The 26,216-nt window shown below is 68.0% G+C and carries 23 protein-coding genes and 1 tRNA gene; 7 read left to right on the top strand and 17 right to left on the bottom strand.

Going from position 1 to position 26,216, the window contains the following annotated elements:
- Window positions 1-2: 2 nt before the first annotated feature.
- On the top strand, window positions 3-332 hold the full coding sequence (locus ROZ00_06160) for a TfoX/Sxy family protein (GenBank protein MDT3735788.1): 330 nt from the start codon (window positions 3-5) through the stop codon (window positions 330-332).
- Window positions 329-838 carry a GNAT family N-acetyltransferase gene (locus ROZ00_06165; protein MDT3735789.1) on the top strand — a complete coding sequence of 170 codons (510 nt, stop codon included), beginning with the start codon at window positions 329-331 and terminating at the stop codon, window positions 836-838. The genes ROZ00_06160 and ROZ00_06165 overlap by 4 nt, the downstream gene beginning before the upstream one ends.
- On the opposite strand, the gene ROZ00_06170 is transcribed toward ROZ00_06165, so the two are convergent.
- Complete coding sequence (locus tag ROZ00_06170; protein ID MDT3735790.1) at window positions 799-1,167, bottom strand: TusE/DsrC/DsvC family sulfur relay protein; 369 nt, start codon at window positions 1,165-1,167, stop codon at window positions 799-801. The two genes, ROZ00_06165 and ROZ00_06170, sit on opposite strands and share 40 nt — an antisense overlap.
- Before the next feature lie 103 nt (window positions 1,168-1,270).
- On the opposite strand from ROZ00_06170, the gene ROZ00_06175 reads away from it, so the two are divergent.
- Window positions 1,271-2,326, top strand: coding sequence for a hypothetical protein (locus ROZ00_06175; protein ID MDT3735791.1), 1,056 nt, complete (start codon window positions 1,271-1,273; stop codon window positions 2,324-2,326).
- A 6-nt stretch (window positions 2,327-2,332) separates the two neighbouring features.
- Here the strand turns inward: ROZ00_06175 and ROZ00_06180 are convergent, their stop codons facing one another.
- From ROZ00_06180 to fdnG, 10 genes are all read right to left on the bottom strand, one after another.
- Window positions 2,333-2,848: a superoxide dismutase family protein gene (locus ROZ00_06180; GenBank protein ID MDT3735792.1), complete on the bottom strand. Its 516-nt coding sequence runs from the start codon at window positions 2,846-2,848 to the stop codon at window positions 2,333-2,335.
- A gap of 41 nt (window positions 2,849-2,889) precedes the next feature.
- Window positions 2,890-3,267, bottom strand: coding sequence for a DsrE family protein (locus ROZ00_06185; GenBank protein MDT3735793.1), 378 nt, complete (start codon window positions 3,265-3,267; stop codon window positions 2,890-2,892).
- On the bottom strand, window positions 3,264-3,698 hold the full coding sequence (locus ROZ00_06190) for a glycine cleavage system protein H (GenBank protein ID MDT3735794.1): 435 nt from the start codon (window positions 3,696-3,698) through the stop codon (window positions 3,264-3,266). The genes ROZ00_06185 and ROZ00_06190 overlap by 4 nt, the downstream gene beginning before the upstream one ends.
- A 7-nt stretch (window positions 3,699-3,705) precedes the next feature.
- Window positions 3,706-3,801 (bottom strand) — tRNA-Sec (locus ROZ00_06195).
- A gap of 5 nt (window positions 3,802-3,806) precedes the next feature.
- A complete protein-coding gene (selB, locus tag ROZ00_06200; protein ID MDT3735795.1) occupies window positions 3,807-5,711 on the bottom strand; it encodes a selenocysteine-specific translation elongation factor in 1,905 nt (634 codons plus the stop codon).
- Window positions 5,711-7,195 (bottom strand): L-seryl-tRNA(Sec) selenium transferase, encoded by a 1,485-nt coding sequence (selA, locus tag ROZ00_06205; GenBank protein MDT3735796.1) that lies wholly within the window; start codon window positions 7,193-7,195, stop codon window positions 5,711-5,713. Before selA ends, selB begins: the two co-directional genes overlap by 1 nt.
- Before the next feature lie 38 nt (window positions 7,196-7,233).
- A complete protein-coding gene (fdhE, locus tag ROZ00_06210; GenBank protein ID MDT3735797.1) occupies window positions 7,234-8,151 on the bottom strand; it encodes a formate dehydrogenase accessory protein FdhE in 918 nt (305 codons plus the stop codon).
- 59 nt (window positions 8,152-8,210) lie between these two features.
- Complete coding sequence (locus ROZ00_06215) at window positions 8,211-8,831, bottom strand: formate dehydrogenase subunit gamma (protein MDT3735798.1); 621 nt, start codon at window positions 8,829-8,831, stop codon at window positions 8,211-8,213.
- On the bottom strand, window positions 8,828-9,715 hold the full coding sequence (gene fdxH, locus ROZ00_06220) for a formate dehydrogenase subunit beta (GenBank protein MDT3735799.1): 888 nt from the start codon (window positions 9,713-9,715) through the stop codon (window positions 8,828-8,830). The genes ROZ00_06215 and fdxH overlap by 4 nt, the downstream gene beginning before the upstream one ends.
- Before the next feature lie 10 nt (window positions 9,716-9,725).
- Complete coding sequence (fdnG, locus tag ROZ00_06225) at window positions 9,726-12,788, bottom strand: formate dehydrogenase-N subunit alpha (protein MDT3735800.1); 3,063 nt, start codon at window positions 12,786-12,788, stop codon at window positions 9,726-9,728.
- A 327-nt stretch (window positions 12,789-13,115) separates the two neighbouring features.
- On the opposite strand from fdnG, the gene moaA reads away from it, so the two are divergent.
- The 4 genes from moaA to ROZ00_06245 are packed head-to-tail and all read left to right on the top strand — an operon-like array spanning window position 13,116 to window position 16,860.
- Window positions 13,116-14,195 carry a GTP 3',8-cyclase MoaA gene (moaA, locus tag ROZ00_06230; GenBank protein MDT3735801.1) on the top strand — a complete coding sequence of 360 codons (1,080 nt, stop codon included), beginning with the start codon at window positions 13,116-13,118 and terminating at the stop codon, window positions 14,193-14,195.
- A 6-nt stretch (window positions 14,196-14,201) separates the two neighbouring features.
- Window positions 14,202-15,023 carry a formate dehydrogenase accessory sulfurtransferase FdhD gene (locus ROZ00_06235; GenBank protein ID MDT3735802.1) on the top strand — a complete coding sequence of 274 codons (822 nt, stop codon included), beginning with the start codon at window positions 14,202-14,204 and terminating at the stop codon, window positions 15,021-15,023.
- Window positions 15,020-15,589: a molybdenum cofactor guanylyltransferase MobA gene (gene mobA / locus ROZ00_06240; GenBank protein MDT3735803.1), complete on the top strand. Its 570-nt coding sequence runs from the start codon at window positions 15,020-15,022 to the stop codon at window positions 15,587-15,589. Before ROZ00_06235 ends, mobA begins: the two co-directional genes overlap by 4 nt.
- The gene (locus tag ROZ00_06245) at window positions 15,586-16,860 is read left to right on the top strand and encodes a molybdopterin molybdotransferase MoeA (GenBank protein MDT3735804.1); all 1,275 of its coding nucleotides are present in this window, start codon (window positions 15,586-15,588) and stop codon (window positions 16,858-16,860) included. The genes mobA and ROZ00_06245 overlap by 4 nt, the downstream gene beginning before the upstream one ends.
- On the opposite strand, the gene ROZ00_06250 is transcribed toward ROZ00_06245, so the two are convergent.
- The 6 genes from ROZ00_06250 to ROZ00_06275 form a co-directional block, all read right to left on the bottom strand.
- On the bottom strand, window positions 16,857-18,713 hold the full coding sequence (locus tag ROZ00_06250; GenBank protein ID MDT3735805.1) for an EAL domain-containing protein: 1,857 nt from the start codon (window positions 18,711-18,713) through the stop codon (window positions 16,857-16,859). The genes ROZ00_06245 and ROZ00_06250 overlap by 4 nt on opposite strands.
- Window positions 18,710-20,023, bottom strand: coding sequence for a DNA recombination protein RmuC (rmuC, locus tag ROZ00_06255; GenBank protein ID MDT3735806.1), 1,314 nt, complete (start codon window positions 20,021-20,023; stop codon window positions 18,710-18,712). The genes ROZ00_06250 and rmuC overlap by 4 nt, the downstream gene beginning before the upstream one ends.
- A gap of 137 nt (window positions 20,024-20,160) precedes the next feature.
- Window positions 20,161-22,653, bottom strand: a complete 2,493-nt coding sequence (locus ROZ00_06260; GenBank protein ID MDT3735807.1) for an FtsX-like permease family protein — start codon at window positions 22,651-22,653, stop codon at window positions 20,161-20,163.
- On the bottom strand, window positions 22,650-24,011 hold the full coding sequence (gene radA / locus ROZ00_06265) for a DNA repair protein RadA (protein ID MDT3735808.1): 1,362 nt from the start codon (window positions 24,009-24,011) through the stop codon (window positions 22,650-22,652). Before radA ends, ROZ00_06260 begins: the two co-directional genes overlap by 4 nt.
- Before the next feature lie 41 nt (window positions 24,012-24,052).
- The gene (alr, locus tag ROZ00_06270) at window positions 24,053-25,129 is read right to left on the bottom strand and encodes an alanine racemase (GenBank protein MDT3735809.1); all 1,077 of its coding nucleotides are present in this window, start codon (window positions 25,127-25,129) and stop codon (window positions 24,053-24,055) included.
- 15 nt (window positions 25,130-25,144) lie between these two features.
- Complete coding sequence (locus ROZ00_06275) at window positions 25,145-26,056, bottom strand: LysR family transcriptional regulator (protein MDT3735810.1); 912 nt, start codon at window positions 26,054-26,056, stop codon at window positions 25,145-25,147.
- Window positions 26,057-26,216 lie beyond the last annotated feature (160 nt).

Below are 26,216 nucleotides of genomic sequence, written 5' to 3' on the forward strand. Positions count from 1 at the left end.
CCATGGCCTACGACGAAGGCTTGGCCGAGCGCCTGCGCGAACTCTGTTCCGACAACCCCGGCATCACTGAAAAGAAGATGTTCGGCGGGCTGTGCCTGCTCGCGCGCGGCCACATGTTCGTCGGCATCGTCGGCGAGGCGCTGATGGCGCGCGTCGGCCCGGCGAACTACGAGAAGGCGCTGCGCCGGCCGCATGCGCGGCCGATGGACTTCACCGGCCGGCCGATGAAGGGCTACGTGTTCGTCGACCCGCCCGGCTACGAGGAGGACCGCGATTTGAAGCGGTGGGTGGCGGAAAGTTTGAAGTTCGTCGGGACGCTGCCGGACAAATGATCGCGCCCTGCAGCGAAGCCCATATCCCCGCCATGTTCGCCGTCATCAACGACGCGGCGCGGGCCTATCGCGGCCATGTGCCGGAGGATTGCCTGCACGAGCCGTACATGTCCGAAGCCGAGCTGCGCGGCGAGATCGCCGCCGGCGTGCGCTTCTTCGGCTGGTTCGAGGACGGCGAACTGCTCGGCGTGATGGGCATGCAGGATGTGCAGGACGTGACGCTGATCCGCCATGCCTACGTCGCCACGCGCGCGCGGCGCGGCGGCATCGGCGGCAAATTGCTCAAGCACCTGCTGTCGCTGACCGACCGCCCGGTGCTGGTCGGCACCTGGCGCGCCGCCGCCTGGGCCATCGACTTCTACGCGCGCCACGGCTTCCGCCTCGTCGACGCGGCGGAGAAGACGGCGCTGCTGCGGAAATACTGGACGATCTCCGAGCGGCAGAACGAGACGTCGGTGGTGCTGGCTCAGGACACGCTGCCGAAGCTGAGGTCCTTGGAAAGATAGGGCGCCTTCAGGCCGGCGATGCGGCAGCCCTGGGCGATGGGCCCGCCCGGAAACATCAGGTAGAGCGCCTTGATCCCGCCCCGCGAGTGGAAGCGCTCGTCCAGGGCGTCATGCAGCTCGCGCAAGGAGATGATCGGGTCGCCCTCGTGCCGGGCGAAATATTCCTGCAGGCCGCGCACGGCTTCCCAGTGATCGTCGCTCAGTTCGATCCCTTCCGCGCGGGCGATTTCCTCGGCGGTGCCTGGCGACCAGTCCTCCGGCGCATGGGGAAAAGCCCTGCTGTCGGCAATGCCTTGTCTGTTTGAATTTCTCTCTGTTGTCGGGTTCATCATCGCGATCTCCTTACCTGGCCATTCCGACTCGACTCGGATACTTCACATGTAGGAGACGGCGCGCGCGCTGTCAAGCTGGCAGATGGGTTAGGATGCGGCCATGCTCGGTTTTCCGGACAACCCCCCGCCCTCGACCCTGATGCTCTGGGGCCTTATCGCGCTTGTCGCGCTGGTCGCGATGGCGCTGATCATCGCCTACGAAGGCCGCCACTTCCGCAAGCTCGGGCTGGGCTCGCCCTGGCTGAAGCTGCGCGTCGCCACGCTGCCGATCATGGCGCTGACCATCGCGGCGATGTACGGCACCTTCTCCGCCATTGGAATCCGCGGCATGGAGGGTCTGGCGGTGGCCTACCTGGTATTGCTTACCGTCGGCCCGCTGGCCTATTTCGGCCTGCACTGGCTGGTCGGGCGCATGGCGGGTCTGTCGCGCGGCGCCTCGGCCTGGATCGCCTTCAGCGGCCTGCTGATCGCCGGCATGCCGCCGGCCATCGGCAGCGTGCTGACGCAGTCTCTCGGCGCGCACCTGCATTCGATGCGCAACCGGCCGCCCCCCGACACGACGCCTGAGGCGCCCTCGCCCTACACGCAATCTGCCGCCCGCCGCCTGGTGCTGCCGGACAAATTCGAACTGTGGGCGGTGCACTGGCAGGCGCCCGCCGGCATCCGGGTCAGCCGGGTGGCGCTCGAGACCCAGGGGGTGCGGGTCGAGGACGTCTCGCGCGGCGACTTCTCGACGCTGTGCGTGCGCGGCGGCGACGTGCACCTGCTGTGGCCGGCCGAGCGGCCCGTCCCGACGCTGCAGGTTTACTGGAAGGATGCTTCGGGCACGGCGCACCGCTCGACCTGGACGGTGGCCGCACCGGCCGCAGCCGCCGAGACCTTCGAGCCCGCATGGAACGAAACGGAACTGGTCCTGCCGGTGGCCGTGCCGAAGGGCGTGGTGACGCTGTCGTGGGCCAGGCCGGGCGGCGGCTCGCCCTTCGTCGACACGCTGAAGCAGACCGAACCCGGCAGTACCTGCGCGCCGCAGCGCATCGCGCTGAAGGAGATGCACGACTTCGGCCAACCCTTTGCGCTGAACATGCGCGTGGACCACGCCATGCCGATCGCGCCGAACTTCGTCAGCTTCCGCCGGCCAGAGGCCGCCGGGGACTGACACGACCTAGCGCTTGACGATCACCCCGCAGGCCATGCGCGCGCCGGAGTTGCCGGTGGGCTGGGTCTTGAAGTCGTCGGGCGCGGCGTGCACGATGACGCCCTTGCCGACGATGCCGTTGGCGCCCTCGAAAGTCAGTCCCGGCAGGACGGCGATGAGCTTCGCATTGCCGTAGGCATCGGTCTCCAGCATCGGCATGTCGCCGGCGTGGTGCGGTCCTTTGTGCGGGTGGCCGTGCGGCTGGCCGGTCGGATTGAAGTGGCCGCCGGCGCTCATGCCGTCGGGCGCGCTGCAATCGCCCTTCTCGTGGATGTGGAAGCCGTGCGCGCCGGGCGTGAGGCCGGCGACGTGCGCCGTCACCTCGATGTCGTGGCCCTTCTGCACGAAGACGACGGTGCCGGTGGCGGTATGGCCCTTCGTCGGGCCGAGCAGGGCTTCGGCCGAGGAGTTGCTGCGCGAGCTGCCGGCGCAGGCTGACAGCTGGACGGCCGCGGCGGCGGCCAGGATCAGGGTGGTTTTCATGTTGTCTCTCCTCTGTTGGGGTTGGGGTGCGGCTCTCTGTTTTAAAAAATCATGGTGCGCCATTCCGGATCGAGGGTGCGCGCAACAAAGGCCGCGGCGCCCGCGGCGCCTGAATACTCCGGGATGAGTGGGCAATCGACCAGGCCGTGGGCGCGCAGCGCCATCTGGCAGCCGTAGAAGGCAGCGCCCTGCTCTGCCGCATCGCGCATGAAATCGTAAATCGAGCGCTCGCGGCCGGCGCTCGGGTGCATGGCTTCCGCCACGCCGGGTGCGAGCAGCTTCACCGCGGTGCCGGCGAAATGGATCTCCACCTCGCAGTCCATGGCGCAGGCGGTGGCGGCGTACACGAAGGGCGAGGCGGCGAGCTCGGGCCGCTCGGGCGAGAGCGACCAGACGAGGATGGCGAGCTTGCCGATCATGGCTCGATCACCGCCGCCGGCTCGATGGCGCGGATGTGGGCGACGTAGGCGGCGGCATCGACGAGGCGCGCGGCGTCGGCATCCCAATCGAGCGGCGCGCCGCGCGCCATCCAGCCGGCGCCGTAGGGATCGCGGTTGATGAGGTCGGGCCGCTCCTCGGCGGCCTCGTTCGGCGTGTCGAGGCGGAACGCCACCGGCGAGTGCACGGCGAGCACGGTCTTGGCGGATTCGACGGTGCCGAGGCCGCGCCCGGCCGCCACCTCGGCGCCCTTCGGCTTGGCCGTGAAGGCAAGCACCTCGCCGGCGAGGTGCAGGCCAAAGGCGGTGGCGCCGATGACGACCTCATCGCCCTCGCGCCGCACCCACATGTCGTGGCGGGTGTCGTAGAGGAGGTTGGCGGGGACGCTGCCGCGGAAGGTTTCAGTCGCCATATCTGGATGGCGGAAGAGAGTGGGAGTCGAACCCACCAGGGACCGCTTGGCCGCCCCTCCCGGTTTTGAAGACCGAGCGCCCCACCGGGGTGCGATCTCTTCCGTTGTTCAAATTATCCATTGCCGTTCGCTTTCGCCGCGCAGGGCGTGCTCGTCGCGCACGCGGCGAGTGTAGCCGACGCGGTCGAAAAATTCGAGGATGTGGATGGCGACCTTGCGGCCGCCGCCGATCTCGTCGCGCAACGCGGCGGCGCGGGCGGTGCCGTCGCGCGCGCACAGGCGGGCGACGCGCCCCGCCAGGTCGGCCACCGCCTCCGCCGCAAAATAATGGTCGTGCGCCACGGGGTAAACCTGCCCGACGCGGGCGACGCGCTTCATGAGGCCGCGCACGGTTTCCTCGGCGATGCCGGTGGCACGGGCGACGTCGCGCACGCGCGGCGGGTTGCAGGGCTCGGCTTCCAGCAAAGGTTTCAACGTGCGCCAGAGGTCGGCGTCGGTGACGGCGAGCGCGGCGCGGTGTTCGGGCAGGTGCAGCCAGCTGCCGCTCTGCGCAAGGTCGCCGCTGCCGAGCAATTCGAAAATCAGTCTGTCGAAGGCGGCGCGCGAGAGCGTCGGCAGCGCCAGGCGCCGCAGCCGGTCGCGCTCGACGCCGATCATGTCGGGGGCGCGCGCATGCTCGGCGCGCGCCGCATCCAGCAGCCGCTGACGCAGGGCCTGCCAGTTCTCCGGCGAGAAGCCGTTGCGGCCGCCCGCCTCGTCGACGACGACCAGGCCCATGTCGCGCCACAGCGCCTGCGCCTCTTCCGCCGCGAAGTTGCGGCTGAGCGCGTAGCGGTCGAGGTTCACGCCGGCGAGCTGGCGCGCGAGCGCATGCGTCAGCGCCGGCCGCGGATCGGCCTGGTCGAGCAGTCGCAGGTAATCGAGGCGCTCCTGCGCGCGCTTGTGGCGCGTGGGCGGGAAGATGTCGAGCACGCGGCCGCCGCCGAGGGTGCGCGTCGCCGACTGGTCGCGCAGGATGAAATGGTCGCCCCACAGGGCGCCGACCGGCTTCTCGAGGAGGATCTCCGCCAGCATGGCTTCGCTCGATGCCAACTGCTCGCCTTCGAGCAGCGCGACGCGGCCGAGGATGTCGGAGGCGCCGAGGTGCACATGCACCGGCATCCAGTGGCGGATCGGCGCTTCCGCCGAAGCGGGGACGCGCAGGCGGGCGTGGAAACGCGCGACCGGCGCATGCAGGGACGGATCGACGATCCACATGCCGCGGGCGATGTCCTCCTTGCCGAAATCGCCGGCGAGGTTGAGGGCCAGGCGCTCGCCCGCCCCGCCCGACTCGGCCTTGCGGTCCTGGGCGTGGATGCCGCGCACGCGGGCCTTGAAGCCGGGCGGCGTGACGACGACATCGTCGCCGACGGCGACCGCGCCGGAAAAGGTGGTGCCCGTCACCACCAGGCCGACGCCCTGCAGGGTGAAGCAGCGGTCGATGGCGTGGCGGAAGCCGCCGGCCGCGGCATGCGCGGCGAACCGGCCGGCTTCGGCCAGCAGATGGTCGTGCAGCGCTGCGACGCCCTCGCCTTGCGTGGCGGAGACTTCGAAGACGGGCGCGCCGTCCAGCGCGGTGCCGGCCAGCAGCGCGGCAATCTCCGCCCGCGCCGCCGCGCGCCGCTCGGGCGCGACGACGTCGACCTTGGTCAGCGCGACGGCGCCCCGCCCGAGGTCGAGCAGGTCGGCGATGGCGAGGTGCTCGCGCGTCTGCGGCATCGGCCCGTCGTCGGCGGCCACCACCAGCAGCACGAAGTCGATGCCGGTGGCCCCGGCCAGCATGTTGTGCACCAGCCGCTCGTGGCCGGGCACGTCGACGAAGCCGAGGCGCCCCTCGTCGGCATAGGCGTAGCCCAAGTCGAGCGTGATGCCGCGCGCCTTCTCTTCCTTCAGGCGGTCGCAGTCCACGCCGGTCAATGCCTTGACCAGCGTGGTCTTGCCGTGGTCGATGTGTCCGGCGGTGCCGACGATCACTAGTCCTCCCCCTTTGGCAAAGGGGGAATGAGGGGGATTTTTTGCGGTCCAGCGTCGACAGCGGCCGGATTAAATCCCCCCTGGCCCCCCTTTTCCAAAGGGGGGAAATGCAGCTGCGCGGTGAAGGCGGCCTCGTCCTCCTGCCGCAGGCAGCGCAGGTCGAGGCGCAGGGCGTCGTCGGCGATGTGGCCGATGACGGGCACGGGCAGGAGGCGCAGCGCCTCCTCGAGCTTGTGCAGGATGCCCGAGCGCTTGCCGCGCGGGCGCGCGACGAGTGCGACGCTGGGCAGGCGGTCGACCGGCAGCGAGCCGGAGCCGATCTGCGAGAGCGTCGGCTCGATGGCGGCGTCGAGCGGCCACTTGGCCAGCGCGGACTGCCAGGCCGGCAGAAGGCGTTCGGCCTGGGCGCGGATCTCGGCCTCGGGGCGCGTCAGCAGGCGCAGCGCTTCCAGTCGCTGCGGCAGGCGCTCGGGGTCGCGGTAGAGGGCGAGCGTCGCCTCCAGCGCGGCGAGGGTGAGCTTGCCGGCGCGCAGCGCGCGCTTGAGCGGGTTCTTCTTGATCTTCGCGATCAGCTCGCGGCGGCCGACCAGCAGCCCCGCCTGCGGCCCGCCGAGCAGCTTGTCGCCGGAGAAGGTGACAAGGTCGGCGCCGGCGGCGATGGATTCGCGCGGCGTCGGCTCGTGCGGCAGGCCCCACTGTTCCAGGTTCACCAGCGTGCCGCTGCCGAGGTCGACGACGAAGGGCACGCCGTGTGCGTGGGCCAAGGTGGCCAGCCCGGCTTCCGGCACGGCGGCGGTGAAGCCCTGCACGGCGTAGTTGCTGGTGTGCACCTTCATCACCATCGCCGTCTTCGCATCGAGGGCCTCGTCGAAGTCGCGCAAATGCGTGCGGTTGGTTGTGCCGACTTCGACCAGTTTCGCGCCGGCGCGGCGCATGATGTCGGGCACGCGGAAGGCGCCGCCGATCTCGACCAGCTCGCCGCGCGAGACGACGACTTCCTTCCTCTGCGCCAGGGTGTTGAGCAGCAGGAACACCGCCGCGGCGTTGTTGTTCACCACCGTGGCGGCCTCCGCACCGGTCAATTCGCGCAGCAGGCCGTCGACGACGTCGTCGCGGTCGCCACGCCCGCCGCTCTCCAGGTCGTACTCGAGGGCGCAGGGCGCGCGCGCGGCGCGCGCAATGGCGTCGACGGCGGACTCGGGCAGCACGGCGCGGCCGAGGTTGGTGTGCAGCACGGTGCCGGTGAGGTTGAACACCGGCTGCAGGCGCGGCCGCATGCGGTGCGCGACGCGCCGCCGGATGGCGGCAACGAGCGCGGCAGCCGAAGGCAGCGCCGCCCCGCCCTTCACTGCCTCGCGCACGAAAGTCAGTTCGGTGCGCACGGCGTCGGTGACGACGGCGCGGCCATGCTCGGCAAGCAGGGATTGCAGGGTCGCCTCGGACAGGAGGCGGTCGACGGACGGAAGGTTCTTGAGTTCGTTCATGCTTTCACCCGGACCGGGCAGAAAGTGAAAAAGGAATATTAACCCCCGCCGGGCACCAGCAGGAGATTGGGCCCGCTGCGCGAGCAGCCCGATTCGTCGACCAGGATGTCGAGGGCCAGCGTGGCGAGGTCGTCGGCGACCGGATCGGCGGCGGCGTCCTTGTCGCGGCGGACGATCTTCAGGTAGGACTTGCAGACGTCGCAGGTCTCGGCTTGGACGAGGCCCTGATCGCCCTCGATGCGCTGGTAGGCGACGGCGCTCTCGCCGGCGTCGCAGGCGGTGCACTGGGCGCGCGTCATGTGCCATTCGGTGTTGCACAGCGAGCAGTGCAGGTAGCGCAGGCCCGGCACCTCGGCGTTGGCGCCGATGACGCTCACCGAGGGCAGCGCGCCGCAGCAGGGGCAGACGCCGGGCACGTCGAGCGGCGCCAAGGCGGCATGGCCGAGCTGCGCGGACAGCTTCGTCCAATAGGCCTGCAGGGCGGCGGCGACGAAGGGCAGCTTGTCGGCCTGCTCGCCATAGAGCTCGGTGCGCAGCACGCGTTCGGCGAGGGCATCGAGGGCCGCATGGTCCATGGCCTGCAAGGCCTTGATCGTCGCGGCGGCCGATTCGCTGGCCGCCGGCGCGACTTCATCGAGGATGGCGCGCAAGGCGCCGCGCCAGGCCGCGTCGCGCGGCCAGGACTGCGCCGGCACCAGCGGCATGCCGTGCTGGCGCGACTGACTTTTGGCCGCGTCGTCCGGCACCGGCACGGCGGGCATGGCATCGAGCGCCTTCTGCTGCGCCTGCGCGAGGCGGCCCATGAAGCGCAGGTAGTCGCCGAGAGGATGGCCCTCCGCCAGCTGCGCGAAGCGGCGCGCGCGGTGGGCAAAGACGTCCCTGGCATCGGCGGTGAGGACACGCGGCGGCTCGCCGCTGGCCTGGGGGATTTGTCCGGGTTCGAGGAGTGTGGTCATTTTTTCCGAAAAGAAAACCTGCGGGCGTCGCAGCCCGCAGGTTGTTGCAGCTTACCTCATTACTTGCCGGTCATCTCGCGGTACCAGGCGCGATGGTGCTGCTTGGCCCAGGCGCGGGTGACCGTGCCGTACCACATGGCGCGGATGGTGCCCTTCACCCAGATGGCGGCATACACGTGGATCATGATCAGGGCGATCATGGCCGCGCCGGCCACCGCATGCACCACGGCGCCGAAACGGACGAGCTCGAGCGGCGGCGAAAACTGCGCGCGCCAGATCAGCACGCCCGAGACGAGGAGCAGCACCATGCAGACCACCGACGCCCAGAACATCGCCTTCTGGCCGCCGTTGTACTTGCCCTGCTCGGGCATGTTGTGGTCGTCGCCGTCCACCATCTCGCCGATGCGCGAGAGCCACTCCTTGTCGGTTTTCGTCATGGCGTTGAGCTTCCTGAAGCGCAGGAACATCAGGACGAAGAAGAAGGCCATGAAGACGCCGATGTAGGGATGCAGGATGCGCGCCCAGGTGCCGCCGCCGAAGAGGTACGTCAGCGGGTAGAACGCCGGGTGGAAGAAGGCCAGGCCGGAGAGGGCGAGGAGGATGAAGCTGATCCCCACCACCCAGTGGTTGGCCCGCTCCTGCGGGGTGTAGCGCTGCAGGTCCTTCGGATCGCGGATCATTGGCTTCCCTCCTTCTCGACTTCCCTCTCGGTCTCTTTCGACACCTCGTTGGGACCCTTCATGACGTAGTGGAACAGGCTGCCCAGCGCCACCGCGCCCAATGCCAGCGAGGCGAGCGGCTTGGCCATGCCCTTCCACAGCGACACCAGCGGGCTGATGCCCGGGTCCGCCGGCAGGCCGTTGTAGAGCTGCGGCCGGTCGGCGTGGTGCAGGACGTACAGGACGTGGGTGCCGCCCACCCCGGCGGGATCGTAGAGCCCGGCCTTGTCGAAGCCGCGCTCCTTGAGGTCGCCGATGCGCTTGGCGGCGTAGTCCTTCATGTCCTCCTTGGAGCCGAACTGGATGGCGCCCGTCGGACAGGCCTTGGCGCAGGCCGGCGCCTGGCCCACCGCCACCCGGTCGGAGCACAGCGTGCACTTGTAGGCCTTGCTGTCCTCCTTGGAGATGCGCGGGATGTTGAAGGGGCAGCCGGTGACGCAGTAGCCGCAGCCGATGCAGTTCTCCTCGTGGAAGTCGACGATGCCGTTGGCGTACTGGACGATGGCGCCCGGCGCCGGGCAGGCCTTGAGGCAGCCAGGATCGCCGCAGTGCATGCAGCCGTCCTTGCGGATCAGCCATTCCAGCCGGCCCTTCTCCTCCACTTCGGCGAAGCGCATCACCGTCCACGACTTGGCCGTCAGGTCGACGGGGTTGTCGTACACCCCGTAGTTGATGCCGACCTCGTCGCGGATGTCGTTCCACTCCATGCAGGCCGCCTGGCAGGCCTTGCAGCCGATGCAGGCGGAGACGTCGATCAGCTTCGCCACCTCCGTGGTCTTGCGCACCGAGGGCGCCGGAGTGGTCGTCGCCGAGCGCTGCTTGATGTCTAGCGATTGCAGTGCCATGGTTCCTCCCTCAGGCCTTCTCGATGTTGACCAGGAACGCCTTGTATTCCGGCGTCTGCGAGTTGGCGTCGCCCACGTACGGCGTCAGGGTGTTGGTGATGAAGCCGGGCTTGGTCACCCCCTTGAAGCCGAAGTGCAGCGGAATGCCGATGGTGTGCACCTTCCTGCCGTCCACGTCCAGGCTGCGGATGCGCTTGGTCACCACCGCGACGGCCTTGATGTAGCCGCGGTTGCTGCGCACCTTCACTTTGTCGCCGGCCTTGATGCCCTTCTCCTTCGCCAGCGCCTCGCCGATCTCGACGAAGTGCTCGGGCTGCAGCACGGCGTTGATGTGCGCGTGCTTGGTCCAGAAGTGGAAGTGCTCGACCAGGCGGTAGGTGGTCGCCACGTAAGGGAAGTCCTTGGCCGTGCCGAAACTGTCCATGTCGCCCTTGAACACCCGCGCCGCCGGATTGCTCTTCGCCTTGGCGTTGCCCGGGTGGAAGGGGTTGTTGTCCAGCGGCGACTCGAAGGGCTCGTAGTGCTCGGGGAACGGGCCGTCGGCCATGATCGGCGAGAACAGCCGCGCCACGCCTTCCGGCGCCATGATGAACGGCATGACGTGCTCTTCCGGCGCGGCGTTCGGTCGCATGTCCGGAATGTCGTTGCCGCCCCAGGCCGTGCCCGTCCACTTCATCACCGTGCGTTTCGGATCCCACGGCTTGCCGGCCAGGTCGGCGGAGGCGCGGTTGTAGAGGATGCGCCGGTTGGCCGGCCAGGCGAAGCCCCAGTTGAGCGTCTGGCCGAGGCCGGACGGATCGGAGGCGTCGCGCCGCGCGGTGAGATTGCCCGCCTGCGACCAGCAGCCGCCGTAGATCCAGTTGCCGCAGGCGGTGGAGCCGTCGTCGCGCAACAGGGCGAAGCCGGGCACCTGGTCGCCGGCCTTGACCAGCACCTTGGTCTTGTCGGCCGGATCGGTGACGTCGGCCAGGGCCTTGCCGGAGATCTCCATGAGGAGTTCCTCGGGGGCGGGCCTGGACGGCTGCCGGTAGGGCCAGGCGAGGTTGAGGATGGCGTCGGGGAACTTGCCGCCGTCCTTGGCGTACATCTCCTTCAGCTTGAGGAACAGCGCCGCCAGGATTTCCGCGTCGCCCTTCGATTCGCCCGGACCGTCGGCCGCCTTCCAGTGCCACTGCACGACGCGGCCGGAGTTGGTGAAGCTGCCGGACTCCTCGGCAAACAGGTTGGCGGGCAGGCGGAACACCTCGGTCTGGATCTGCGCGGAGTCGACCTGGTTGAACTCGCCGTAGTTCTTCCAGAACTCCGAGGTGTCGGTCGCCAGCGGATCGATGATGACGAGGTATTTCAGCTTGGCCAGCGCGTCGCCGATCTTGCGCTTGTTGGCCATCGACGCCAGCGGGTTGAAGCCCTGGCAGGCGAAGCCCGTCATCTTGCCCTGGTGCATGCGCTCGAAGATCGCCATGGCGTCGTAGGCGCCGTCCTTCTTCGGCACCCAGTCGTAGCAGAAGCCGTTTTCCTTGGTGGCGGCGTTGCCGTAGAAGGCCTTCATCAGGCTGTTGAACCACTTCGGGAAGTTCTGCGGGAAGTTCATCTGCCCCGGCCGCAGCGCCTTGGGCGTGCGCTTGGCGAGGTACTCCTCGTGCGTCTTGTCGGCGTCGGTCGGCGCCGACAGGTAGCCCGGCAGCACCTCGGAGTAGAGGCACATGTCGGTGATGCCCTGCACGTTGGCGTGGCCGCGCAGCGCGTTGATGCCGCCGCCGGCCATGCCCATGTTGCCGAGCAGCAGCTGGATCATGGCCATGGTGCGGATGTTCTGCGAGCCCACGGTATGCTCGGTCCAGCCCAGCGCATAGAGCACCGTCATGGTCTTGTTCGGCGCCGCCGTCTCCGCGATCATGCCGCAGATCTTGAGGAAGTCCTCCTTCGGCGTGCCGGTGACCTTGCTCACCAGCTCCGGCGTGTAGCGCGAGTAGTGCTTTTTCATCAGCTGGAAGACGCACTGCGGGTCCTGCAGGGTCTCGTCGACCCTGGCATAGCCGTCCTTGTCGAGCTGGTATTTCCAGGTCGACTTGTCGTAGCTGCGCTTCTCGGCGTTGTAGCCCGAGAAGAGGCCGTCGTCGAACTTGAAGCCCTCGTCGATGAGGAAGGCCGCGTTGGTGTAGTGCCTGACGTAGTCGTGGTGGATCTTGTCGTTCGCCAGCAGGTAATTGATGACCCCGCCGAGGAAGGCGATGTCGGTGCCGGCGCGGATCGGCGCGTAGAAGTCCGCCACCGATGCCGAGCGCGTGAAGCGCGGATCGACGACGACCAGCTTGGCCTTGCGCTCCTTCTTGGCCTCGATCACCCACTTGAAGCCGCAGGGGTGGGCCTCGGCGGCGTTGCCGCCCATGATGATGGCGAGATCGGTGTTCTTGATGTCAACCCAATGGTTGGTCATCGCGCCACGCCCGAATGTCGGACCCAGACTGGATACCGTGGGGGCGTGTCAGATGCGTGCTTGGGTGTCGAGCGCTACGACTCCGAGTCCGCGCAGGATTTTCGACGTCAGGTAACCGGGCTCGTTGGCCGCAGCGGAGCTCGCCAGGAAGCCGAAGGTGTTCCAGCGGTTGACCGTGGTGCCTTCCGCGTTCTTCTCGATGAAGTTCGCGTCGCGGTCCGCCTTCATGTGCTTGGCGATGCGCGTGATAGCCTCGTCCCAGGAGATGCGCTTCCACTCGCTGCTGCCGGCCTCGCGCACTTCCGGATGCTTCAGCCGGTTCGGGCTGTGCACCATGTCGAGGAGTCCCGCGCCCTTCGGGCACAGGGTGCCGCGGTTGACGGGGTTGTCCGGATCGCCCTCGATGTGGATGATCTCGGCCTTGGCATTCTTCGACTTGTCGCCGATCGAGTAGGCCAATACGCCGCAGCTCACCGAGCAGTACGGACACATGTTCCGCGTTTCGGTGGCGCGGGCCAGCTTGAATTCTCTGACTTCCGCCAGGGCTGCCGTGGGAGAGTAGCCCAGCATGGCGATGCTGGATCCCCCTAGCCCGGCGGAGCAGATCTTGAAGAACTGCCGCCTGGTGACTTGCACGTCGTTCCCTCCTCTTGTGGTGGCCTCGCGGGCCGGTTTGGTGAATCAGGACAAATGTTTGCAATATCCATGCCGAAAAAAAGGCTTTTTATATTTCAAGTAGTTATGCATAAGCCGCAGCGATTTTTCGTCCCGGTTGAGACATTTTGTCCCGCGCTCTTAGGACACTTTGTCTTCCTTATGGCTTTCACTGCGTCCGGAGGCAAAGTCAGTCACTCCGGCACGGCGCCCCATGTCCCTGTAAAGGAAAGGGTTTCGTTTTTGATGCAGCCCCTTGCATATAGTCATGAATTGTCGGAAAGTTGAAATGTCGAATGTGAAACAGCCATGCGCAACGAATCCCTGAATCCCGAATCGGTTCCCGTCGGCCTCGAGCAGTTCGTGCCGACGACGACGCCGGCCACCTCCAGCCACGCCCCCGGCACGCTGGTGGACAAGTACGGCCGCCACATCACCTACATCCGCCTGTCGATCACCGACCGCTGCGACTTCCGCTGCTTCTACTGCATGGCGGAAGAGATGGAATTCCTGCCGCGCGACCATCTGCTGAGCCTGGAGGAATGCCTGCGCGTCATCCGCAGCTTCGTCGGCATGGGCGTCACCAAGGTGCGCATCACCGGCGGCGAGCCGCTGGTGCGGCGAAACGCCCTCTGGCTGATGCGCGAGGCGGGCAAGCTCGAAGGCCTGAAGGAACTGGTGGTCACCACCAACGGCTCGCAGCTCGAGCGCTACGCCGCCGAAATGCGCGAGGCCGGCGTCAAGCGCGTGAACATCAGCCTGGACACGCTGCGCGCAGACCGCTTCAAGTCGATCACCCGCGTCGGCGAGATCGACAAGGTGCTGCGCGGCATCGACGCCGCCATCGCCGCCGGCTTCGACGGCATCAAGCTCAACACGGTGATGATGCGCGGCGTGAACGACGACGAGTTCGCCGACCTGGCGCGCTTCGCCGTCGGCAAGGGCATCGACCTGTCCTTCATCGAGGAGATGCCGCTCGGCACGGTGGACCACCCGCGCGCCGATACCTATTTCAGCTCGGACGACGCCCTGGCGCTGCTGCGGCCGCACTTCGAGCTGGTCAGTTCGGCCGAGACCACGGGCGGGCCGGCGCGCTACTGGCGCATCCCTGGCACCAAGACCAAGGTCGGCTTCATCTCGCCCCACTCGCACAATTTCTGCGACAGCTGCAACCGCGTGCGCATCACCTGCAAGGGCGAGCTGTATCCCTGCCTCGGCCAGAACGATGCCCTGCCCCTGATGCCGGTGTTGCGCGCCCATCCCGGCGACGACGCGCCGCTGCGCCAGGCCATCGTCGACTCGATGGGCATCAAGCCGAAGGGCCACGACTTCAACGAACAGATGCAGGACCCGAAGGTCGTCCGCTTCATGTCGATGACGGGGGGCTGATCCCTCGTGTCGTACCGCCCGCTACTCACCGACGCCGCCCGCCCGGCCACCGTCACCATCGCCGCCGTCAACGAGCACGGAGAAGTGGTGCCGACGCCCATCGCCGGCGAGCATCCCCTGACGCTCTACCTCGACAAGCGCGAGATCGTCACCCTGATGACGCTGGGCGGCGCGCCGGAGGCGCTGGCCATCGGCTACCTGCGCAACCAGCGCCTGGTCGAGCGCCTGGAGGACATCGCCGCCGTGCAGGTCGACTGGGAGACGGATTCGGTGGCCGTCACGACGACCCGCTCCGCCGGCGATCTCGAGGCACGCATGGGCAAGCGCACCGTCACCACCGGCTGCGGCCAGGGCACGGTATTCGGCGATTTGATGGATGAAATCGGGAGCATCTCGCTGCCGGCGGCCCGCCTCGACGAGGCCACGCTCTACGGCCTGCTCGATGCGGTGCGCCACCACGAATCGATCTACAAGCAGGCCGGCGCGGTGCACGGCTGCGCCCTCGCCCGCGGCTGCGAGATCCTGACGTTCGTCGAGGACGTCGGCCGCCACAACGCGGTGGACGCCATCGCCGGCCGGATGTGGCTGGACGGCCTCGAGGGCGGCGACAAGGTCTTCTACACCACCGGCCGGCTCACTTCGGAAATGGTCATCAAGACGGCGCAGATGGGCATCCCCTTCCTCGTCTCGCGCTCGGGCCTGACGCAGATGGGCTACGACCTGGCGAGCAAGCTTGGCCTCACCATGATCGGACGCGCCCAGGGCAAGCATTACCTCCTGTTCACCGGCGCGCAGCGCTTTCACAAATCGCACGCGACGACCGCATGAAGATCACCGGCCTCATCCTCGCCGGCGGACTCGGCCGGCGCATGGGCGGCCGCGACAAGGGCCTGCAGCCCTTCCGCGGCAAGCCGATGGCGGCGTGGGCCATCGCGCGCCTGGCGCCGCAGGTGGACGCCCTGCTCATCAACGCCAACCAGAACCTGGAGGCCTACGCCGCCTTCGGCTACCCGGTCGTCCCCGACCGCATCGCCGGCTTCGCCGGCCCGCTGGCCGGCCTGCACACGGGCCTGCTCGCCTGCGAGACGCCGCTGCTGGTCACGGCGCCCTGCGACTCGCCCTTCCTGCCCGAGGACCTGGTCGGCAAACTGCGCGGCGCGCTGGAGGCGGCCGGCGCCGACCTCGCGGTGGCGAAGACCGGCGATCAGCCGCATCCGGTATTCTCCCTGGTGCGCCGCGAGGTGCTGGACGGCCTGACGGCCTTTCTCGAGGCGGGCGGCCGCAAGGTCGACGCCTGGTATGCCGCGCTCAAGGTGGCCGAGGTGCCGTTCCCCGACGAGCGCGCCTTCGCCAACATCAACACGCTTGAAGAACTGAACCAACTCGAACCATGACTTCGCTTCTGAAGACACTCTCCTGCGCCGACGGCTACGATCCGGAATCCCTCTCCGTCGAGCAGGCCCGCAAACTGATCCTCGGCCTCGTCGAGCCGGTCGCCGGCACTGAACGCCTCTTCGTTCGCAATGCACTGGGCCGGGTGCTGGCCGAGGACGTCCTCGCGACGGCCAACGTCCCCGGCCACGACAACTCGGCCATGGACGGCTATGCCGTGCGCTACGCCGACCTCGCCGCCGAGGGCGAAACCATGCTTCGGCTCGCCGGCACGGCTTTCGCCGGGCGCACCTTCGCGGGCAGCCTCGAGGCCGGCCAGTGCGTGCGCATCATGACCGGCGGCGTCATCCCCGAGGGCGCCGACACGGTGGTGATCCAGGAATTGGTGCGCGCCGAGAATGATCGCATCGTCGTCCCGCCGAAGCAGCGGCAGGGCCAGCACGTCCGCCGCGCCGGCGAGGACCTGCGCGCCGGCACGCCGGCGATCCGCGCCGGCAAGGTCATCCGCCCGGCGGAGCTCGGCCTGATCGCTTCGCTAGGCGTCGCCGAAGTCAACGTCAGGCGGCGCCTGCGCGTCGCCTTCTTCTCCACCGGCGACGAGCTGTGTTCGGTCGGCACGCCGCTCGGGGAGGGCGAGGTGTACGACAGCAACCGCTACACCCTCTACGGCATGCTGACGCGCCTGGGCTGCGAGGCGATCGACCTCGGCGTGGTGCGCGACGATCCGGACGCACTGGAAGCGGCCTTTCGCCGGTCCGCCGTCCAGGCCGACGTGATCCTCACCAGCGGCGGCGTTTCGGTCGGCGAGGCGGACTTCATACGCGGCATGATGGAAAAGCTGGGCGAAGTGGCGTTCTGGAAGATCGCCATGCGGCCCGGCCGGCCGATGGCCTTCGGCAAGATCGGCAGCGACAAAAATACGGCCTGGCTGTTCGGCCTGCCGGGCAATCCTGTCGCCGTGATGGTGACCTTCTACGAGTTCGTGCGCGAAGCGCTGCTGAAGATGATGGGCGTCGCGCCGGTCGAGCCGCTGCCGCAATTCCGCGTGCCCTGCGTCACGCCGCTGAAGAAGCGGCCCGGCCGCAGCGAATTCCAGCGCGGCATCCTGTTCCGGGAAAACGGCGAATGGAAGGTTCGCGCAACCGGCACGCAGGGCTCCGGCGTGCTGCGCTCGATGTCGGAGGCGAACTGCATCATCGTCGTCGAACACGAGCGCGGCAACGTCGAGCCGGGCGAAGCGGTCGACGTGCAGCCCTTCGAGGGACTGGTTTAACTGAAGAAGAACGGCCGCCCGACGGCGTGGCCCTGGGCGAAGTCGACGCCCATCTCGCGCAGGCGGTTGAGCGCGCCCTCGGTTTCGACGAATTCGGCGATGGTCTGCATGCCGAGCGAGTGGGCGATGTTGTTGATGGCCGACACCACCTCGATGTTCATCGGTTCGGCGAACATGTCGCGCACGAAGGCGCCGTCGATCTTGACGTAGTCCACCGGCAGGTGCTTCAGGTAGGCGAAGGAGCACATGCCGGCGCCGAAGTCGTCCAGGGCGAAGCGCAGCCCCAGCTCCTTCAGCTCGCGGATCAGCTCGGCCGCCTTGGTCAGGTTGGCCACCGCCAGCGTCTCGGTGATCTCGAAGCAGATGGCCGCGGCCGGCACCTTGTGCAGGGCGATCTGCTCGCGCACGAAAGCGGGGAAGCGGCTGTCGTTGATGCTCTCGGCGGACAGGTTGATGTCGAACACCGGCAGGCTGTCCGGCGTCGCCTCGCATTCGCGGCGGATCGCCGGCAGCGCGTTGGCCAGCACCCAGCGGTCGATGGCCTGCATCATGTTGTGCCGCTCGGCGGCCGGGATGAACACCATCGGCGGCACGATCTTGCCTTCGCGGTCGACCATGCGCAGCAGCAGCTCGAAATGCCGCGCCTTGGCGCCCGCCTCGCCGAGGCCGGCGATGCGCTGGCGGAACAGGCGGAAGCCGTTGCGCTCGATGGCGTCGTGGATCGTCTCGACGATGTTCATGTCGGCGCGCGGCTGATGGTTGGCGGCCTTGGCGTGATAGACGCGGATCTGGTCGCGGCCGGCCTCCTTCGCCGTGTAGCAGGCGGCGTCGGCCTGTTCCATCACCTCTTCCGCGCTGGCGGTCGGGTCGGACAGCACCACCAGGCCAATGCTGGCGCCGACATGGAAGACCTTTTCGCGCCAGACGAAGCGGAAATTGGAAACATCCATGCGGATGGCGTTGGCAATGCGCAGCGCCTGCTCCACCGGGCAGGCGTGCAACAGCACGGCGAACTCGTCGCCGCCCATGCGCGCCAGCACGTCCGTGGTGCGCACGCGATGGCGCAGCACGGCGGCAATCTGGCGCAGGAATTCGTCGCCGGCGGCATGGCCGCCGCTGTCGTTGATCAGCTTGAAGCGGTCGAGGTCGATGAAGAGCAGCGTATGCTGCTTGTCCGGTTCGCCGCCGACGGCGATCGCCTTGCGCAGCTGGTCCTCGAAGCCGCGGCGGTTCACCAGGCCGGTCAGGGCATCATGATTGGCCTGCCAGAACAGCTCGAGCGAGATGCCGCGCGGCACGGAGACGTCTTCCATGGCGAGGAAGCTGACCTGGCTGCGGCCGCTGTCCTCGCAGGCGCAACTGATGTCGAGCACATGCTCGTTGTCGGCGGCGTCGCGCAGCACTGCCCGCACGGCAGACGCCTCCTCGCCGCAGGCCGCCTGCAGCTGCGCCAGTTCGACCGGCGACCCGTCCGCGGCACTGCGCAGAGGAAAAGCCTCGGCGAAGGCGCGACCGGTCAGCGCCATTGGCTCGACGTCCGCCAGCTTGGCCGCGGCGGCATTGGCAAAGAAGATGTTGCCGCGGTCGTCGAGGCCGACCACGGCGACGTCGACGCAACGGAAGGCGGTATCGATCAGGTTGAGCTGGTCGCGCAGCCGGCCGGACGAGGCGATCGAGTTCCAGGCCAGCCAGCCGCCGAAGGCGCTCACTCCGCCCAGCCCGGCAAACCAGAAAACATTGATGGATCGGCCTTCGTCGGCGGGACCCAACGCCAGGGCCGCGCCGCAGGAGCCGAGGACGGCCAGGGCAGCCAGGGCACGCCGGACGATCAGCTGGCGGCGCGCCGACATCATTCCTCGCCCGCCTTGCGCAACGGCACGGCAGCGATCGCCGGCGGCGTCTCGAGTCCGTCCAGTTCGACGCCCTCGATGCGGGCGAACTGGCCGCTGATCTTGCGGCTGCTGATCTGCACGTCCTGCACGTCCTTCTGCGCCTGGTCGATGTGCGCCGCCAGCTTCTGCATGCGCTCGTCGAAGCGGACAAAGTCCTTCGACAGCTTGCCGAGGGCGTCCTTGATGATGTGGATCTGGTGGCGCGTCTCGACGTCCTTCAGGACGGCGCGCGCGGTGTTCAGCACCGCCATCAGCGTCGTCGGCGAAACGATCCAGACGCGCTTCTGCATGGCGTAGCCGACCGTCTCGGGATGATAGGCGTGGATCTCGGCGAATACCGCCTCGGCCGGCACGAACATGACCGCGCCGTCGGAGGTCTCGTTGGGCAGGATGTACTTCGCGGCGATGGCGTCGATGTGCTTCTTCAGGTCGGCACGAAAGTCAGTCTGCGCGGCACGGCGTTCGAACTCCGAGGCCTCCGGCGCAAACATGCGGTGGTAGTTCTCCAGCGGAAATTTCGAGTCCACCGCCACCAGGCCGGTCGGCTCGGGCAGCTTCAGCACGCAGTCGGCGCGCGTGCCGTTCGAGAGGGTGTACTGGAACTCGAAGCTGCCGGGCGGCAGGGTGTTGCGCACCAGGGCCTCGAGCTGCACTTCGCCGAAGGCGCCGCGCGCCTTCTTGTCGCCGAGCAGTTCCTGCAGGCTGACGACGTTGGTGGTGAGGCCGTCGATCTTCTTCTGCGCCTCGTCGATGGTGGCCAGTCGCGCCATGACGTTGGCGAAGGTCTCGTTGGTCTTCTTGAAGCCCTCGTCGAGCCGCTCGCTGACGCGGCCGCTGATCTGCTCGAGGCGCTCGTTGATGCTGCGGGTGAGGCTTTCCATGCTGGCGGACAGCTGGGTCGTGGCCTGCGCCAGTCCCGATTGCAGCAGTTCGCGGTCGGCACGCGCCTGCTCCGCCAGCTTCAGCATGATCTGTTCGAGGACTTCGGCGCGCAACTGGTCCTGCTTCGCCTGGAAAGAGGCATTCAGCTCCGCCAGCGTCTTCTGCAGCCGCTCGCCGGATTCGGCGCTCTGCGACAGCAGCCGGTCGCCCTGGCGGTTGAGGCCGTCGTGCAGGTCGGACAGCATGGCGCGATGATTCTCGGCCAGTGCCGATTCGATGCGGGATGGGAGGTCCTTCGTCGCCGCGTGAAGCGCGGCGATTCGCCAGAGGATGAAGCTTACCGCCGCGACTGCCAGGAGCAGTGCGGCCGCCGTCCAGAAATCGGGCATGAACCCCTCATATCCCCCCATGGAGCCCAGGCACGGAAAAACCACGCCATCACAGAGGTTTACATTATATTTTTAATGCCGAGTATAGCAGCGGGATTTTCGATTGCCTATCCCTTTCGTGATATTTATCACGAAAATCACGCCAGCGCACGCAGGCTCTGCAACGCCGGTGCGCGCAGGGTGCGTGCGGTACCGGCCAGCCCGGCCAGGGTGATGCCGAGAATGCCGCCCAAGACCCCCGCCGGCAGCACCAGCCAGGCCGGCTCATAGGGCATCTGGAAGACGAAACGCCCCAGGAGCCAGCTGATGATGGCCGAACCGACCCCCGCCACCACGCCGGCGATGGCGCCCAGCGCCGCAAACTCCGCCGCCAGCGCTGCACGCAACTGGCGGTTGCGCGCGCCGAGGGTGCGCAGCACGGCGATCTCGTATTCCCGCTCGTCATGGGTGGATTCCAGCGCGGCGTACAACACCGCCAGCCCGGCGATCAGGGAAAACGCAAAGACGAACTGCACCGCCTGCGCCAATTGGTCCATGACCGACTGGAACTGGCGCAGGATGGAGGCGACGTCGATCACCGTCAGGTTGGGATGCGCCGCCACCAGCTCGCCGACGAAGCCGGCCCGTTCCTGCGGCAGATGGAAGCTGGTGATGTAGCTGGTCGGAAACGGTTCCAGCACGCCGGGCGGCGTGACGACGAAGAAATTCACGCGCATCGAATCCCAGTCGAGCTTGCGCAGCGAGGTGATCTTCGCCTCCAGCCGCCGGCCGGCGATTTCATAGCTCAGGACGTCGCCCATCTTCAGCTTCAGCGTCTCGGCCAGCCCCTGCTCCACCGAGAATTGCGGCTGGCCGGCGTCCTGTGCGGCGAACCAGCGGCCGGCCGTGAGCGAATTGCCCTCCGGCAGCTCGGCCATCCAGGACAGGTTGAACTCGCGCTCGACCAGGCGCTGGGCGCGCTCCTCGGCGTAGTCGGCCGCTGCGACCGGCCGGCCGTTCACCGCCACCAGGCGGCCGCGTACCATCGGCAGCAGTTCGGGCTTTTCCAGCCCCTTGGCGGCGAACAGCGCACGCACCGGCTCGCGCTGCTCCGGCTGGATGTTGATGATGAAGCGGTTGGGCGCGTCCGGCGGCATGCTGCGCTTCCAGGAGGCCAGCAGGTCGTCGCGCGCCAGGGTCAGCAGCAGCAGCGCCGTCATGCCGAGGCCGAGGGCCACCGCCTGGATCAGGCTGGTGCCGAGGCGACGGGCGAGCGAGGCGATGCCGTAGCGCCAGCCGGCGCCCGCCGCACCGCGCAGGCGACCGGCCGCCGCCAGCGCCAGGCGCGCCACGCCAGCGTAGATGGCGACGGCGAGCGAAAACAGGCCGAGCACCCACAGCCCGAGCTTGAGGTCGGCCGCCATCCACAGCATCAGGCCAGCCAGCACTGCAGCGCCGAAGGCATAGCCGCCCCAAGCCAGCGGCTCGGCATCCGCCCACTCGCGCCGCAGCACGCGCACCGTCGGCACGTTGCGCAGGCGCATCAGCTGCGGCAGGGCGAAGCCGGCCAGCAGCGCCAGTCCAAGGGCGAAGCCATAGACGAGCGGCAGCGGAGAAGGCGCCGGCAAGGCGGTCGTCAGCAGATTCGCCAGCAGGCGCTCCAGCGCATACTGGGCGCCGAAGCCGGCCAGGCAGCCGAGGGCCGAGACGATGGCGCCGAAGAGCAGGAATTCGCCGAGGTAGATGCGCAGCAGCTGGCCCTCGCGCGCACCGAGGCAGCGCATCACGGCGCAGCCGTCGAGGTGCCGCTGCATGAAGCGGCGCGATGCCAGGCCGACGGCGACCGCCGCCAGCACCGCCGCCAGCAGCGCCGCCAGGCGCAGGAACTTCTCGGCGCGGTCGAGGGCGTTGCGCACCTCGGGCCGCGCATTGTCGAGGCTCTCGATGCGCTCGCCGCGTCCCAGGCGCTTTTCCGCCCACTTCTGGTAGGCGGCGACGGCCTTGGCCTCGCCGGCCAGATGCAGGCGCCAGGTGACGCGGCTGCCGACCTGGATCAGCTGCGTGGCCGGCAGGTCGGTGGCCTGCATCATCAGGCGCGGCGCGATGTTGAAAAAGTTCACGCCGCGGTCCGGCTCCAAAGTCAGTACCGCCGAGACGGCGAGCCTGGCGTTGCCGAGCTGCACGACGTCGCCGACTTTCGCCTCCAGTGCCGCCGCCAGCCGCTCGTCCAGCCAGACCGTGCCGCGCGCCGGCGTCTCCTGCGTTTCCGCATCGGGCTGGTTGAGCGCCGGCGCAATCCTCAGCGCCCCGCGCAGGGGGTAGCCCGGTTCGACCGCCTTGATGTCGGCCAGGTGACTGGCGCCATTCACCGCCGTCATGCTCGGGAAACTGACGCTGCCGATGACGCGCAGGCCGAGCCGTTCCGCTTCCGAGCGATAGGATTTGTCCCAGGAATGGTCGGCCAGCAGCAGCAGATCGCCACCGAGCAACTGGTGCGCCTCTCGTGCCAGGGCGCGCGACAAGCGATCCGAAAAGAAGCTGACGCTCGACAGGCTGGCGACGGCGATCAGCAGTGCCAGGCCAAGCAGGCGCAACTCGCCGGCGCGGAAATCGCGCTTCAGCATCTGCCACGACAGGTGCCAGCTGTTCACTGCAGTTCCCGCATCTTGTCCACCGCCTGCTCGACCCGTTCCAGGGCTATGACCTCGATGCCGCGGATTGGTTGCTTCGGTGCGTTGGCCTTCGGGATGAGCGCGTGCGTGAAGCCGAGCTTGGCGGCTTCCTTGAGGCGTTCCTGCCCGCGCGGCGCCGGGCGGATTTCGCCGGCCAGGCCGACCTCGCCGAAGGCGATCAGCTTCTGCGGCAGCGGCCGGTTGCGCAGGCTGGAGACGATGGCCAGCATCACCGCAAGGTCGGCCGCCGGCTCGTTGATCTTGACGCCGCCGACGGCGTTGACGAAGACGTCCTGGTCGAAGCAGGCGATGCCGGCATGGCGGTGCAGAACCGCCAGCAGCATGGCCAGGCGGTTCTGCTCGAGGCCGACGGAGAGCCGGCGCGGGCTGGGCGAATGCGCCTCGTCCACCAGCGCCTGGATCTCCACCAGCAGGGGCCGCGTGCCCTCCTGCGTCACCAGCACGCAGGAGCCGGCCACCTGCCGGTCGTGCTGGGAGAGGAACAGCGCGGACGGATTGGACACGCCGCGCAGGCCCTTGTCGGTCATGGCGAAGACGCCCAGCTCGTTCACCGCGCCGAAGCGGTTCTTCACGGCGCGCACCAGTCGGAAGCTGGAATTGGGATCGCCCTCGAAATAGAGCACGGTGTCGACGATGTGCTCCAGCACGCGCGGCCCGGCCAGCGCGCCCTCCTTCGTGACGTGGCCGACGAAGACGATGCAGGTGCCGGCCTGCTTGGCGTAACGCGTCAACTGCGCGGCGCATTCGCGCACCTGCGCCACCGAGCCGGGCGCCGACTGCAGGGCATCGGAGTACAGCGTCTGGATCGAGTCGATCACCGCGATGCGCGGCTTGTGCTCGGCCAGGGCGGCGAGGATCTTCTCGAGATGGATCTCCGTCAGCAGCTGCAGGCCGCCGACCTCCAGTTGCAGGCGCCGGGCGCGCAGGGCCACCTGCTCGCCGGACTCCTCGCCGGAGACGTACAGCGCCGGCTGGCGCCCGGCCAGCTGCGCCAGCGCCTGCAGCAGCAGGGTGGACTTGCCGATGCCGGGATCGCCGCCGATCAGGACGACGCCGCCGGCCACCAGGCCGCCGCCAAGCACGCGGTCGAATTCCTCGATGCCGGTGGCGACGCGCGATTCCTCGCGCGGGCTGATCTCGGCCAGGCGCTGCAGCCGGCCGCTGCCGGCGATGGCCGAGAAGCGGTTGGTCGGCGCAGACTCTGCCAGGGTTTCGACGAGGGTGTTCCAGGCGGAACAGTGCGGGCACTGGCCCTGCCACTTCGGCGCGCTGCCGCCGCATTCGGTGCAGGTGTAGACGGTCTTTTGTTTGGCCATGCGGGAATACTACCGGCAGGCGGGCTCGCTGCGTGAGCCCGCTATTCCTTTTCGATCACGGGGACCCGCTGGGCCAGCGCGCAGAGCAACTCGTAGCTGACGGTGCCGGCGGCCGTTGCAACGTCGTCGACCGGCAGGCCCTCGCCCCACAGCACGACCGGCGAGCCGATGCCGGCGTCGGGGATGCCCTCGAGGTCGACCATGATCATGTCCATCGAGACGCGGCCGACGGTGCGCGTGCGCCGGCCCTCGACGAGGATCGGCGTACCGCTCGGGGCGTGTCGCGGGTAGCCGTCGGCGTAGCCGCAGGCGACGATGCCGATGCGCATCGGCCGCTCCGCCGTAAAAATGCCGCCATAGCCGACGCGCTCTCCGGCCGCCAGTTCCTGCACCGAAACGAGCCGGCTGGAAAGCGTCATCACCGGGCGCAGGCCGAGCGCCTCCGCGCTCTCGTCCTGGTGAAATGGGGAGGAGCCGTAGAGCATGATGCCCGGCCTCGCCCAGCCGCGGCGTGCCTCGGGATAGCGCAGCAGCGCCGCCGAGTTGGCCAGGCTGACCGGATGGTCGCAGCCCTGCACGGTCTCCTCGAAGCGCGCCATCTGCCAGTCGATGCCTCGGGCGAGGTCGGCATCGGCGAAATGCGTCATCAGGGTAATGCCGGACACGCTGGGCGTCGTCTCCAGTGCAGTCAGGGCGGCAAGGAATTCCTCGGCGGAGAGACCAAGGCGGTTCATGCCGGTGTTGAGCTTGAGGTAAACCGGCAGCCGCGCCGGCAAGGCGGCGCCCGTCAGCATCTCCACCTGCTCCAGGCAGTGCACCACCGGCGTCAGGCCGTATTCGACGAGGAGCGGCAGTTCGTCGGCCTCGAAAAAACCTTCCAGCAAAAGGATGGGCTGGCGGAAACCGGCTTCGCGCAATGCAACGGCATCGTCGATGTCGAGCAAGGCGAAACCGTCGGCGAGATCGTCAAGTGCCTCGGCCGTGCGCATCAGTCCATGGCCATAGGCGTTGGCCTTGATGACGGCCCACAGAGCAACCCCTCCCGCGCGTTGCCGGGCAACGGCGAAGTTGCCGCGCAGCGCGGACAGGTCGATGGTGGCGCGGATCGGGCGGGTCAAGTCGAAGCCGGCTGGTCAGCCTTGTTTCGCCGCGAACTGCTTGAGCTTGGCCGTGGCGAACTCGACGAAGGTGTTGACGAGCCGCGAGCGGAATTTTTCCTTGGGGTAGACCATCGACAGCGTGCGGGTCAGACGCGGCTTGAGCGGGATGGCGAGCAGGTCGCCGAGCCGCTTCTCCTTGGCCACCGAGGCGCGCGAGACGATGGCGAAGCCGATGCCGGTCTCGACCACGCCCTTGATCGCCTCCGGGCTGCCCAATTCGATGACGATGTTCAGGCTCTCCGGCGGCACGCCGGCGCTGCGGAAGTAGTTGTCCGTCACTTCGCGCGTGCCGGAACCCGGCTCGCGGCTGACGAAGGGGTGCGTCGCCAGCAATTGCGGCGTGAGCTCCTTGTTCTTGGCCAGCGGGGAACCCGGCGCGCAGACGACCAGCAATTCGTCGTCGCAGCATATTTCGCACTGCAGGTTGCCCTGGTGCGAGGGTGCCTCGATCAGGCCGATGTCCAGCGTATGCTCGGCCACGCGCGTCTCGATCGATTCCGAGTTGGCGACGATCAGGCGCGGCTTGACATTGGGATACTGGGACTTGAATTCGCCGAGGATGCGCGGCAGCATGAATTCGGCGATGCTCGTGCTGGCCCCGACCAGCAGCGGCCCGCCGATCTGCCCTGTCATTTCTGCCAGGCGCACGTCCAGCTCCGACGACAGGCCGAGGATGCGCTCGGCGTATTCCAGCACCGTCTCGCCGGCCGGCGTCAGCGAAATCTTGCCGTGGCCGCGGTCGAACAGCCGGGTGTTGAAATGTTCTTCCAACTGCTTGATCTGGAAGGTCACGGCGGGTTGCGTCATGAACAGCACTTCCGCCGCCTTGGTAAACGACAGTTGCTTAGCAACTGCGTGGAAGACCTGCAATCTCCGATCGGCCATAATCGGCTCCCCTCATAATTCTTATAAGCTGTTATTCAAGCACAAATTGGAAGCATAAGGTAGCCTGATTCGCCAGTTTTACTTCAGTTGCAGACTGAATCCATTACGAAATTCCGTCGTGGGCGCAGGGTTCTGACACGCTTTCCGCTTCATGGTATAA

The organism is Denitratisoma sp. (assembly GCA_032027165.1).
Taxonomy (GTDB): domain Bacteria; phylum Pseudomonadota; class Gammaproteobacteria; order Burkholderiales; family Rhodocyclaceae; genus Desulfobacillus.